The sequence below is a fragment of the Lentzea terrae genome (assembly GCF_003265345.1).
Lineage (GTDB): Bacteria > Actinomycetota > Actinomycetes > Mycobacteriales > Pseudonocardiaceae > Lentzea > Lentzea terrae.
In genome coordinates this window covers 16003-27978 of record NZ_QFWW01000013.1, presented here as the reverse complement: position 1 = coordinate 27978, position 11976 = coordinate 16003, and the positions used below count along the sequence as shown (strand labels likewise).

The window sequence follows — 11976 nt, the reverse complement described above, 5'->3', positions numbered from 1 at the left end:
GATCAGCCTGGCGGAGTTCGACTTCGAACTCTGGCGGGAATCGGACCGTCAGTTGGCGCCTCGGGTGTACGCCCACGCGGTGCGGTTGAGGGAGTCCTCGATCCCGGTGAAGCCCTCGTTGGGGTTGAGCACGTCCTCGTGGAAGTCGACGTCGAGGTCGTCCGCCGTGCCGCCGACGCCGTCCGGGCCGACGCCGAACATGCCCTTCGGGTTGCCGCCCTGGTCCATGATGCTGTCGAGCGCGTTGAACTGGTCCTGGTGCCAGCTGCCCGACATGTGCCCGGCCTCGTGGGCGGTGATGTTGCCGATCGCCCTGCCGATGAACCCGGCCTTGTCGGTGGTGGCCGGGGTGATGTAGGTGTTCAGCGAGGTGCGGGACTGGCCGGCGGGCAGGCTGAGGACGTCCAGCAGGACCAGCGAGGTCTCCTCCTTGCCGAAGTTGCCCGCGTCGATCGACTGCGCGATGCCGACGGTCTGGATGCCGGACTCGGCGATCGAGCCACCGATGACCACGCGGCTGACGTTCGGCTGGCCCCACGGGTCGGCGTGGTCGCGGCTGTTGAGGATCCGCACGGCGAACCGCCGGTTGGTGCCCTTCGCGGCCAGATCGTGCTCGACGCTCTCACGCACGGACGCGATCACGGCGTCGATCACCGCGTTCTCGTCGGCGTCGGTGAGACCCCAGCCGGGCAGGAACTTCTTCAGCGGCGAGAGGTCGCGGTTGCCGCCAGGCTCCGCCCCGTAGATCCGGGTGTTGACGCGCGCGCCGTTGAAGTCGAGGAAGACCGTCAGGACCTCCGGGCGCGGGTTGAGCTCGGAGCCGGGGCGGAAGGCCTCGACCGTGACGTCGTAACGGCCGTCGCCGTTCTCGACGCCGACGGTGTAGCGGCCGTCCCTCGGCGCCACGAAGTCCGCGACGGCGTTGCCACCGGCGGGCATCGGCGAGTTGTCCGCGTACAGGAAGCTGAAGTCCTGCGACGAACCGAAGACCTCACGCCCGGCCGGGTCGTGGACCATCACCCTGGTGGCCCGGCCGGCCGCCGACGCGCCGAGCACGTCGCCCGCCTTCAGGTCGACGGCGAAGAAGTCCTTGTCCACCTGGCCGTCGCCGGTCGCGATGGTCAGGTCGTACGGGCCTTCGGTGGTGACCTGCTTGCCGGTGCCGGGCTTCATCGGGTCGGCCGGGATCGAGCCGGGGCCCGCGCCCGCGACCATCACGAAGACGTCGGTCGCCGGCGGGACGTGGACCTGCAGCCGGCTGTCCGTGGTGCCCGCGAGGTTGTCGTTCTGCCCGACCAGCTGGCCGTTCGCGTCGAACGCGGCGAGGAACGTGTCCAGGCCGCCGGTCGGCGTGTGCACGTCGACGGTCGCGACGAGCCCGCTGTTGCCACCGCTCAGCTTGTAGAAGTCGTGGTCGCCGGTGCCGTCGCCGGCGCTGCCGTACGGGCCGTCACCGATCGTGCCGCTGGTGTGGACGGCCCTGCCGCGCACGGGCACGCCGGTGTCGCTGCCGTGCGGTACCGCGTCGTTCATCTCGGCGAACGGCGGCACCGCCGGGATGGTCGGGTCGCCCGCGAGGTCACCGGTGAGCGTGAGCTTCGGGTTCTTGCCGCGGCCGGTGCCGAACCCCGGCACGCGCTCGGCCTTGGCGGGCGCGTCGTTGGCGCCCTGCCCGGTCTCCTTCTCGGTGTACGTCAGCGGCGCGCCCTGTGTCTTCACAGCCTGCCGTGACTGCTTGCGGGCCTCGCGGTTCCGCTGCACCGCGGCCCAGTCGATTTGGGCCTCCGCGGGCAGGAAAGCCAGCATCGGATCGGGCTGGCTCACCTGCTGCGCGACGGGTTCCGCGGCCGACTGACCTGCGGCGACGAGTGACAGTGCCACACCTGCGGCGAGCACGCCGAGGAGTTGTTTGCGCATGTGTAGTTCCCCCAGTTCGGTCTGTCACCGAGGAAACCAGCGCTGAGTGCGGTCGACGAGCCTTTTGGTCAGGCTTTGTCCAGTTTCGGACAACGCATCTCGTGCAGGTACTCCAGCACGTACCCGTACGACCTGAACAACCCGCACTGCGCGTAGGGAATGCCGCGCTGCCGGCAGAACTCGCTCACGATCAGCTGCGCGTGCTTCAGGTGCGGCCGCGGCATGCTCGGGAACAGGTGGTGCTCGATCTGGTAGTTCAGCCCGCCGAGCAGGAAGTCGACGAACCAGCCGCCCCGGATGTTGCGCGACGTCAGCACCTGCTTGCGCAGGAAGTCGAGCGTGTGACCGGCCGACAGCACCGGCATGCCCTTGTGGTTGGGGGCGAAGGAACATCCCATGTAGAGGCCCCACAAACCCTGGTGCACCAACACGAACGCGATCGCATACACGGGGGAGAGCACCCAGAACACCGCGACCAGGTAGACCACCACGTGCGCGATCATCAGGTACCGCTCGCGCCCGGAGTACCGGATCGAGTGCAAGTGCAGCGCGAAGCCTTCCAGCAGCAGCAACGGGAAGAACAACACCGCCTGGTGCGAGGCGATCCACCGCAGTGGCCCGCGCTTGGCCGCACCCTGCTTCTGCGTGAACGCCAGCACCGAGATGTCGACGTCCGGGTCCTCGTCCTCGTGGTTGGGGTTGGCGTGGTGCCGGTTGTGCTTGCTCACCCACCAGTCCTGGCTGACGCCGACCAGTCCACCGTGGACGTACCCGGTGAGCGCGTTCCACCGCTTCGAGGCGAAGATCTGCTTGTGCCCGGCGTCGTGCCCGATGAACGCCAGTTGCGTGGACATCACCGCCAGCACGAACGCCACGGCCAACTGCCACCACGAGTCGCCCAGCAGGGCGAACGCCACCCACGCCCCCGCGTAGACCACCAGGTTCACGCTGATCCTGGCGATGTAGTAATCGCGCCGCCGAGCAAGCAGGCCGGCCTGCTTGATCTCGGTGGACAACTGGGCGAAGTCGCTCGCCTGCCGGAGTGTCATTTGCGCATAATGCCCGGTCGCGGCGACAAGGCAATGCACGGGCGATGAAGCGGGCGCGGCTACCAGGTCACCAGACAGAACGGATGCCCTGCGGGGTCCGCGTACACGTCGAAGGTCCCGTCGCCGCCACCCAGCCGTCGCGCGCCCAGTGCCAGCACTTTCTCGCCGGCCGCGACCCGGTCGTCCACACGTACGTCGAAGTGCATGTGCGACGACTCCTCTGGCCACTTCGGCGGTTGCCAGCTCTCGGTCTGCGCGAACCCAACGCCGGGGCGGTCCGGCGCGTCACCGATGACGACCCAGCCGGGTTCGTCCTGGACCCGGACCATGCCGAGCAGCTTCTCGTAGAAACCCGCGAGGGCCTGCGGGTCCGGGCAGTCGATCACCAGGCCGTGCCAACGTCCGATCATGCACGGGATGCTGGCACCCGACGAGGACAACTAGTGCCCTGATTTGCTCAGGGTCTCCATGGCGCGGCGTTCCGCGTCCGCCAGTTCGGTGAGGATCGCGGCGGCGCGGGTGAGGTGGCTGGGGTCGCCGGTTTCTCCTGCCGCTGCGATGTGGTGCGAGGCCTCGGTCCACCGCGGGGCGATCTCGGCGTACAGCTGGTGGCCTGCGCGGATGTTCTCGTCGTCGACGATGTCGGCGCACTCGGCGAGGAAGTCGCGGTACATGGCCCGGAACAGGCTGCCGCCGGTGCCGCCGCGTTCCATCAGCAACGCCGCGAGCGGGAGGTCGCGGGACGGATCTGCGGCCCGGTCGAGCCACTTGGGAACCTGCTTGGCCGCCTTGGCGATGCCGCGGTGGCCCAGGTTGGCGATGGGCGGGTTGAGGAAGGCGTGTGCGTTGTTGGCGATGGCCGTTCGGATGGCGTCGCTCAGATTCCGGTTCATGGAGCCGGTGATGGTGAAGGAGAGGTTGCGGGCGGTCATGGGTCCGCGTTCGTTGCGCGCACGTTCCAGGCTGGTCAGCGAGGTTGTCACCGCGCCGCCCTGCTGTTCCGTGTCGATCAGGTGCGCCTGCGTGTCGTCGTACCCGTACATCGCGACGAAGTGGCCGCCGAAGTGGACCTTCGTGGTGAAGTGGTCGAGGTGGTAGGAGTCCAGCTGCAGGCCGACCGGGCGGCCCGCGCTGATCGCGGCGGTGACGTTCTGCCAGGCCTTGCGGGTCGAGGCGGTCTCCCGGACGTCCAGCGTCAGGCCCAGCCGGTCGGCGACGGTCCTGGTGATGGCGGCCGGTTTGACGCGGCCGCCGAGGAACGGGAAGCCCATGTTCTTGGCGTCCCAGTAGACGAAGCTCAGACCTTCGCCGAGGCCGAACAGCATCGGCTCGGACAGCTCGAGACCCTCGTGGCGCAGCAGGGCGCCGAGCGTCGTGGTCTCGCAGTGCTGACCGCCGGGGAACGAGACGTTCTCGATGAGCATGCCCGCCAGCATCGACCCTCTCACCGTGTGAGGGTCAACCTGGGTTCACCGGCCGCAGAGACTCTGGTGTGCGGCCCTGGCGGCGAGAATCGGCAGGAAGCTCTGAAACTTGGCTTCGCGGGACAGCCGGCGGTAGGCCTCGGAGACGGCTCGCCGCACCGTCTGGTAGTCCGCCTTGCCGTTGCACCGTCGTACGGCTTCTTCGGCGGCGAGGTCGAGCTGAGCCTCGATCTCGGCATGGAGGTCGTGCGGATCGCGGACCTTGTGTCCGTCGAGGGTCGTTGTCATGGCCCCTCCTCCAGGTCAACCAACCGCGCAGAGGTTGCCCCCGGCCGGAGTTGGCCAAACGGACCCGAAGCCGTCAAAGAGGTGTACTGTCAGGCTTGGGGTCGATGCGTTTCGCACCCCCTTCACCTACGCGCCGTGCAGTCACTCCGGCTCCGCCTCACTCGCGACGACCACGCACGGGACGCGAAGAAAGCCACGACGATGAGAAATGATCTTTTGCCTTGTCTCCGAACGGAAAGCATTCAATGACCCTGCACCCGGCGAACCACCTGTTCAGCCATCCCGAGACGCACGACCCAGTGGCGACGTCCAGCTCGCCTGATCCCGAGCAGCCGTCCTGGACGAACCTGTTCCAGGAACCTGTGCCGACCCAGCGAGCTTCCTCAGAGCGCTGAGAGCACCTTCGCGACCTTTGCTCACGTGGGCTCCCTGCGTTCTGCGCCCAGCGCGTCCACATCAATCCTTCCGGCGACAACCGCTTCGGCGACGGCGCTGAGGTGCTGGTGCCGGCTTCTCGAGTAGCGTCGCAGCGCCTCGAACGCCTGGCTGATGCCGATGCTCAGCCGTTCCGCGAGAACACCTTTCGCCTGTTCGATGAGCACCCTGCTCTGCAACGCGTGTTGCAGCTGGCTGGCCAGCAGGTCTCGCCGCGTGATGAGCTGAGCCTGCAGCAGGCCGATGGTGGCCACATCCGCCATGGCCTGGGCGACCCTGATGGTCGACTCGCCGAGCACACCCGCCTTGACGGTGAAGAGGTTCAGCGCCCCGACGGTCTGCGCTCGCAGCCGCAACGGCAAGGCGTGCACCGCGCCGAACCCCGCGTCGAGGGCTGCCGAGGAGAACTCGGGCCATCGCTGCGGCTGTTCGGCAAAGCCCGCCACCGTCACCGGTGCGCTGGTGAGATAGCACTCCATGCACGGTCCCCGCCGATCCTGGAGCTCGAACAGCTCGATCAGCCGGGCCGCGTCGCTGGACGCGCCCACGACCTGGAGTTCGCGGCGATCGTTCGCGAGCAGAATGCCCGCGGCGTCCACCGCCAGCGTGTCGACGCAGCGGTTGGCCAACAGGTGAACGAACTCGACCGGGTCGAAGTCGGCGACCAGCGTGTCGGCCAGCTCGACGAACGTCTCTGCCAGGCTCTCCATCGACATGCGGCCACCTCTGCTGGTAGTTCGCCGGAGGGGATCACGCGAGTCCCGACGCGGTGCCCGGACTCAGCCGCAAATGCCGGGCAACGACTTCGTGGGCGACCTCGACCACCGGCTGGTCGTGGGCGAACGCGTGCCCCCGCAGCCGCGCGAGGGCTTCCTCCATGCTCACACCCAACTGGACCGACAGCATCCCGGTCGCCTGGTGGACCTCGGCACGGCTGTCGGAGTGCAGCCGGGTCAGCTCGTTCAGTGCCAACGAGAGGATGACCTCGGTCAGGACGTGGACGTCCAGAATCTGTGTCGTGGTGAGCGGACCGGGTCCGTACCGGTGCAGAGCGAGCGCTCCGATCCGGATGACGCCACTGCACAGCGGGAACACGAAGACCGCGGACGCCCCGGCCGCGCACGCGGCCGGCACGAACAGCGGCCATCGCAGCCGGTTCTCCCGGGAGTCCAGCTCCGCCACCAAGACCGGCAGGCCGGAGCTCAAAGCGTCCTCACCAGGGCCTTCGCCCAGGACGAACCTCAGGTTCTCGAGGCGCCCGCCGGTCGCGTTCGTGGCGTATCGCGACTCGCCCCGCCCGGTGCCGTTCACGAGTGTCAGCTGAGCCCCGCTCACTCCCGCCAGGTGAACGCACACCTCGCAGGCCGCTTCGACCAGCCGCTCATCGCTCACACCGCTGCTCGGGCCGTGTTGTCCCTGAGCTTGCGGGCGAGGCGCTCCGGCCTGGGCCAGCGCACGTCGGTGACCCAGCCGAGTTGTTCGAAGATCCGGATCAGACGCGCGGAGACGTCGATCTGGCCCCGGCGAACTCCGTGGCGCGCACAGGTGGGATCGGCGTGGTGGGAGTTGTGCCACGACTCACCCATCGACAGGATCGCCAAGGGCCAGAAGTTCGCCGACTTGTCGCGCGCCTCGAACGGGCGATCGCCGATCATGTGGCAGATCGAGTTGACCGACCAGGTCACGTGGTGCAACGCCGCGACCCGGACGAGACCGGCCCAGAAGAACGCCGTCAGCGCACCCCACCAGCTCCACGTGATCAGCCCGCCGAGCACCGCGGGAGCGAGCAGCGTCACCGCGGTCAACGCCGGGAACCAGCGGTTGACCCGCTGGATGTCCGGATCGCGGAGCAGGTCGGGGGCGAAGCGCGCGGCGTTGGTCAGTTCTCGCCGGAACATCCAGCCCATGTGGGCGTGCCAGAAACCCTTGGCCAGTGCGACGGCCGACGTGCCGTACAACCACGGCGAGTGGGGATCGCCCTCGCGGTCGGCGTAGGCGTGGTGCCGGCGGTGATCGGCGACCCAGCCGATGATCTGGCCCTGCATCGCCATGCTGCCGGTCATGGCGAGCGCGATCCGCAAGGCGCGGTTGGCTTTGAAAGCGCCGTGGGTGAAGTAGCGGTGAAAGCCGACCGTCACGCCAAGACTCGTGAAGATGTAGAAGAAGACGGCGATCCCGACGTCCGCCCAGCCGAGTCCCCAGCCCCACGCCAGCGGCACGGCGGCCACCAGGGCCACCGCCGGGACGACCGCGAAGAGCTTCACCAGGAACATCTCGAACGGGGTCTTCTCGCCCGAGAGCATCGGTTGTGGCCCAACCTGAACTCCGGGAACTGATGCGCTCACGTCACGCACCTCCAGCACGGCGATTGCGTCTCCGCCGCCGGGGTCTGGGGCGATCGGTGCAGGTCAGTCGAAAGTGCTGGCTACCCCGTTCGTGGTGGTGCCGAAACCTCGCGGCACCTCACTCCGCAGTGGACTGTGCTGGGCGAGGTCGGCGGCCGGTTGCGCGAGGACCGGCCGCCGGTTCTTCAGCCGGTCAGAGAACGCGCACGGAGACCGCTCGCGGCCCCTTGTCGCCCTCGCCGATCTCGAACTCCACCGGCTGGTTGTCCGGGATGCCCTGGTAGGCGTAGCCGTTCACCTCGGTGTGGTGCACGAACAGGTCCGGCCCACCGTTCTCGGGCGCGATGAAGCCGAAACCCTTGCTGCCGCTGAACCACTTGACGGTGCCTCGGTTCATGCACGTGCTCCTTCCACAGGCCGGAACACGTCGAGCGCCTCCGGGAAAGTCGGGGTGGTGTGCTGGTCGTGTCGCGGGACCGCGCCGCAGGAGCCCGGTGGCAGTTTTGCCAGGCCGAGCATGGACAGCAGTTCACGGCAGTCGCCCGCATCGCGAGCGTGTTCCGCAACTCGTCGGGCGGCCTGGCGTTGTTGGACGACTTCCGCTCGTGACGCGGCCAGTCGTGCTTCGGCGAAGTCGACGGCTGCGCGGGATCTGGAAGGGGGAGGCTGGCTGTCCGGCAACAAGCCGGTGCTCCTGTCTCCGGCCGGAGAACCACCGGACCGGACGGGATCGGGGACCGCGTCGGCTGGATGCCGTCGGCTGGACCCCAACCCGCCCCACAGTAGCCGAATGTCGGCAGCGACGGGTCTGCCGCGACCGGGCGGGCCGAGCGACGCGGGTGTTGCCAGGCCGGACGACAGCGGGAGCAGGTGGGCGCCGCCGATGACCTGACCGTCGGAGGTGCGTTCGATCGCCCATCGGCCGGCCGGGGCCGGAAGGCGGGTGCTTTCCGCGTTCCACTGCTGCAGCAACAACCTCATGGCGGCGGTTCGTGACTCGGGAATTGCGGGTGCTCCGATGATCAGTGCTGGAACGAGAGAGCGCGTGTCAGCGCGTACGCGTCAATCGGTGACCGCGTGATGCGGCCAAAGCCGCAGTGGTGCAGAGCTGCTCCGAGTTCATCTCGGCGCTCCCGCTCAGCGCCATGACGGGGCCAGGTCCTCTTCCGCCTGAACGACCATCGACTCGAGCACCGGGCCGCCGAACGTGGTGACCATCGCGACGTCGGCGGCGTCGCGGCCTCTGCCGATGACGACGCGTCCCTTGCGGGGCTCGTTGTTGCGCGGGTCGAAGGTCCACCAGCGGTCGCCCAGCCAGACCTCCATCCACGCCGCGAAGTCCATCGGCGCACCGTCGGGCGGCACGTCCAGGTCCGGCAGGTAGCCGAAGACGTACCGGGCCGGAATGTTGAGGGCGCGGCAGAACGAGATCGCCAGATGCGTGAAGTCACGGCAGACACCGAAACCCGCGGCGTTGACGTCGGCCGCGGTCGACAACGCGGTGGAGGTGCCGTAGCCGAAGCTCAGCGACTCGTGGACGTGCCGGCAGATCTCGCGCACCCGGCCGTAACCGGGCGGATGAGCGCCGAACCTCGACCAGGCCTCGTCGCCCAGCACGTCGGACACGCAGTACCTGCTGGGCAGCGTGTACAGCAGCACGTCGTCCGGAAGACCGTCGGGCAGCGTCTCCGGCACGGTGTCGTCCACGTCCTCCGTCCTGTCCGGCACGTCCACCCACGCGCTGTAGTGCACTGTGGACAGACCAGGAGGAAGCACGATCCTGGTGTTGCGGTTGCCGTACAGGTCGAGGTGATGCCGCATCGGGACGTCCGGCTGGACGTCCAGGTGCTCCCGGCTCAGCCGCACGTCCGCACTCCACAGCGGGCGCACCAGGAACACCGCCGGCGTGGGCACTTCGGCGCGGTAGGTGAACGCACAACCGACGCGGAGCAGTCGGGTGCCCCACGTCAGCTGTGTCGCGCCAGTGCCGTAGTGGCGCGAGTTCAACGCACCCGCTCGGGGATGTGGTCCAGCGCGCGCAACACGTGCACCGCGAGATCCCGTGCGGCCTTGCCGTCGAGTTCGGTTCGGCCGGTCAGCACGTCCTCCACCATCTTGAGCCTGCGCTCATATGCGGATACGTGGGTCGATGTCGTCATCCAATTTCCTTGCGTTGTTTGTTCGGGTATGCAGGCGCTTCCGACATCGAGCGCGTCCACAATGGACTCGTCGGCCTCGCTGTCGTGCGGCAGAACGTCGACGGTGTCGGCGTTTTCGCGGCGAGCGGCGTGCATCATGGCGTGGTGGACGGCGGAAGGGCTGGTGTCAGGCGGACCGAGGAGCGGTGTGGGGCGACGCCGCCCAGCCGAACTGCCGGCACCGCGAGCAGCGCGGGCAGTTCGGCGGCGAGGTCCCGGGAACGTGGCCACCAGGCACCGTCGACATACCCCGTGGTGAGCGCCTTCGGCCGCAACCGCAATCGCAGCGGATACCGAGGCTGCTCGTTGGCCGTGACAGCCGGAGGGGCCGTGGAATGGTGAGGAGCCGACATCATGCCGGGACTCCCGTCTCCGGCCCGAAGGGGGACCGGTTCAGGTTTCGCCGAGTGCGACGTGAGCTTGAGTGCTCAGGTGCGAGATGCTCTCGGCAGAACCGACACTACACGCATTCCGGCCTGATCGACCGAAACGGCGTCCACCACTTCAGGGCGCGTAACGTTCCATGCACTCGGCGAGGTCCGACCACCCCATCAACGGCGGGCCTGCCACCGGGGCTTCCCGGGCACCGAGGCGTCCCATGGACTCGGCCACCAGACGTGCCACGGCCTCCGGCGCCTGCACGATGTCCCCGGCCGAGCGGGCGAGCACGATCCGAGGCTCGGCGGGATCGGTCTCGATCGACACCGCCCAGCCCTGCGTCGCGCTCCAGACGAGCATGACGTCACGATCCGGGTGAGCCACGGCGCGGCAGCCGAGTGCGATGTAGGCCGTTGCGGTGTCGGTGACCTCGAAGCTGATGCCGTCGCGCGGCACGCCGAGAGCCTCGGCGACCTTCCCCACGTACCGCTCGAGGGCACCTGCCAGCAGGTACGTGCCCTCGGACGTGGCGTTCCGGCCGCGCAGCCTCCGATCATCCCCGATGGGCGCGGTCACTGACATGCCGGACTCCGCCTTCCTCAGATCGCTGCGGAGCCACGGCGGGCGGACACAGACCGCGGAGGTGACGAAGCGAGTGGACGGGCCGATCGACGGCCCGGTTCCTGCACTGTAGCTGCTCGCCAACCGTGGCGGAGCGTTCGCCGGACCGCACGCACCTGGGGCGCGCACCGCCGCGGTGCGCGCCCCAGAGGAGAGCAGTGAGCCGTTCAGTCCTTCTTGAAGGCGTCCTTGACCTTCTCGGCCGACTCACTCAGGTGACCCTTCGCCTGGTCGACCTTGCCCTCGGTTTCCAAGCCCTTGTCGTCGGTCGCGTCGCCGACGCCTTCCTTGACCTTGCCCTTGAGCTCGTCGGCCTTGGCGTCGAGCTTGTCGTCGGTGCCCATGTGGTCCTTCCCCGACACCCGAATCTCAGGTGCGACGTCTGCCTCCGGATGCCCGCGCAGACGGACTTCAACCGTCCGCTTCTCAGGAGTTGGCGGTGCGGCGTTCGAGGAAGACGGTGTCGCGCCACACGCCGTGGTGTTGCGCGATGCGTTCGCGGACGCCGAGGGTGCGGAAGCCCGCGGAGTGGTGCAGGGCGAGGCTTGCGCGGTTCTCGGGGAAGATCGAGGTTTGCAACGTCCAGAGGCCGGCTGCGTCGGCGGCGGTGACGAGCTTGTGCAGCAAGGCTTTGCCGACGCCTCGGCCGCGGAAGTCGGCGGCGACGTAGACGGAGTGTTCGGCCACGCCTGCGTAGCAGTCGCGGGTGGACACCGGTGTGGCCGCGGCCCAGCCTGCTACCTCGCCGTCGATCTCGGCGATCCAGCGGTGGTCGGGCAGCCACTTGGCGTCGAGCGCTCGGCGTTGGGGGACTTCGGTTTCGAAGGTGGCGTCGCCGGTGGCGATGCCCTCGGCGTAGATGCGGCGCACGGCGGTCCAGTCGTCGTAGCGCAGCGCGCGGACGGTGACGTCGAGCGGCAGGTTGTCCGGGCAGCACGGGCGGGGGGCGAGCACGCCCATGACGACATCGGCTGCGTGCGGCAGGCCAGTGCAGCACGACGGGTTCACGGTGACGTGCGTGGCTGTGCCCTCCTTGTGCGACCTCAGGAAACCGACCTCGACGAGCTTGCGCACGTGGTGGGAGCAGGTGGACTGGCTGATGCCGAGCAGTTCGGTCAGCTCGCCGACCGTCATCGACCTGCCCGCAGTCGCGGCGGCGTGCAGCAGCCGGACGCGGGTGGGTTCGGCGAGGCTCGCGAACCACTCCGAGTAGGTGGCGGCGTCCTGTGTGCCGAGCAACCGAGGACTGGACGCGGTGACCGTCATGCGGGCAAGTATCGACGCAGATCGATGGTTGCGTCAATCGATACACGTCGATACA

At 68.5% G+C, this 11976-nt stretch carries 16 protein-coding genes; 1 reads left to right on the top strand and 15 read right to left on the bottom strand.

Features of this window, described 5'->3' with window-relative positions:
* Window positions 1–48: 48 nt before the first annotated feature.
* The 9 genes from DI276_RS18755 to DI276_RS18715 form a co-directional block, all read right to left on the bottom strand.
* Entirely contained in the window at window positions 49–1917 is a 1869-nt protein-coding gene (locus tag DI276_RS18755) for a hypothetical protein (protein ID WP_112265102.1), read from the bottom strand.
* Between the two features lie 68 nt (window positions 1918–1985).
* Window positions 1986–2966, bottom strand: a complete 981-nt coding sequence (locus DI276_RS18750; protein WP_112265100.1) for a fatty acid desaturase family protein — start codon at window positions 2964–2966, stop codon at window positions 1986–1988.
* 59 nt (window positions 2967–3025) lie between these two features.
* The gene (locus DI276_RS18745) at window positions 3026–3376 is read right to left on the bottom strand and encodes a VOC family protein (protein WP_112265727.1); all 351 of its coding nucleotides are present in this window, start codon (window positions 3374–3376) and stop codon (window positions 3026–3028) included.
* Between the two features lie 30 nt (window positions 3377–3406).
* Entirely contained in the window at window positions 3407–4414 is a 1008-nt protein-coding gene (locus tag DI276_RS18740) for a BtrH N-terminal domain-containing protein (protein ID WP_232836752.1), read from the bottom strand.
* A gap of 21 nt (window positions 4415–4435) precedes the next feature.
* On the bottom strand, window positions 4436–4678 hold the full coding sequence (locus DI276_RS18735) for a three-helix bundle dimerization domain-containing protein (RefSeq protein WP_112265098.1): 243 nt from the start codon (window positions 4676–4678) through the stop codon (window positions 4436–4438).
* A 416-nt stretch (window positions 4679–5094) separates the two neighbouring features.
* Window positions 5095–5829 carry a GAF and ANTAR domain-containing protein gene (locus DI276_RS18730; protein ID WP_112265096.1) on the bottom strand — a complete coding sequence of 245 codons (735 nt, stop codon included), beginning with the start codon at window positions 5827–5829 and terminating at the stop codon, window positions 5095–5097.
* A 34-nt stretch (window positions 5830–5863) separates the two neighbouring features.
* Window positions 5864–6505, bottom strand: a complete 642-nt coding sequence (locus DI276_RS18725; protein WP_112265094.1) for a GAF and ANTAR domain-containing protein — start codon at window positions 6503–6505, stop codon at window positions 5864–5866.
* Window positions 6502–7416: an acyl-CoA desaturase gene (locus DI276_RS18720; RefSeq protein WP_112265092.1), complete on the bottom strand. Its 915-nt coding sequence runs from the start codon at window positions 7414–7416 to the stop codon at window positions 6502–6504. The genes DI276_RS18725 and DI276_RS18720 overlap by 4 nt, the downstream gene beginning before the upstream one ends.
* Window positions 7417–7651: 235 nt before the next feature.
* On the bottom strand, window positions 7652–7855 hold the full coding sequence (locus DI276_RS18715) for a cold-shock protein (RefSeq protein ID WP_112265090.1): 204 nt from the start codon (window positions 7853–7855) through the stop codon (window positions 7652–7654).
* A gap of 59 nt (window positions 7856–7914) precedes the next feature.
* Here DI276_RS18715 and DI276_RS50045 point away from each other — a divergent pair, with 59 nt between their 5' ends.
* Window positions 7915–8067 (top strand): hypothetical protein, encoded by a 153-nt coding sequence (locus DI276_RS50045; protein ID WP_157984799.1) that lies wholly within the window; start codon window positions 7915–7917, stop codon window positions 8065–8067.
* A 528-nt stretch (window positions 8068–8595) separates the two neighbouring features.
* Here DI276_RS50045 and DI276_RS18705 read toward each other — a convergent pair.
* From DI276_RS18705 to DI276_RS18680, 6 genes are all read right to left on the bottom strand, one after another.
* Window positions 8596–9465, bottom strand: coding sequence for a transglutaminase-like domain-containing protein (locus DI276_RS18705; protein ID WP_198680740.1), 870 nt, complete (start codon window positions 9463–9465; stop codon window positions 8596–8598).
* Entirely contained in the window at window positions 9462–9617 is a 156-nt protein-coding gene (locus DI276_RS50995) for a DUF6307 family protein (protein WP_198680739.1), read from the bottom strand. The genes DI276_RS18705 and DI276_RS50995 overlap by 4 nt, the downstream gene beginning before the upstream one ends.
* Window positions 9618–9751: 134 nt before the next feature.
* Window positions 9752–10009, bottom strand: coding sequence for a DUF5994 family protein (locus DI276_RS52170; RefSeq protein WP_232836785.1), 258 nt, complete (start codon window positions 10007–10009; stop codon window positions 9752–9754).
* Window positions 10010–10160: 151 nt separating this feature from the next.
* Window positions 10161–10616 (bottom strand): DUF6292 family protein, encoded by a 456-nt coding sequence (locus tag DI276_RS18690; RefSeq protein ID WP_157984798.1) that lies wholly within the window; start codon window positions 10614–10616, stop codon window positions 10161–10163.
* A 206-nt stretch (window positions 10617–10822) separates the two neighbouring features.
* On the bottom strand, window positions 10823–10999 hold the full coding sequence (locus tag DI276_RS18685; RefSeq protein WP_059362550.1) for a CsbD family protein: 177 nt from the start codon (window positions 10997–10999) through the stop codon (window positions 10823–10825).
* Between the two features lie 82 nt (window positions 11000–11081).
* Window positions 11082–11921 (bottom strand): helix-turn-helix domain-containing GNAT family N-acetyltransferase, encoded by an 840-nt coding sequence (locus tag DI276_RS18680; protein ID WP_112265080.1) that lies wholly within the window; start codon window positions 11919–11921, stop codon window positions 11082–11084.
* Window positions 11922–11976 lie beyond the last annotated feature (55 nt).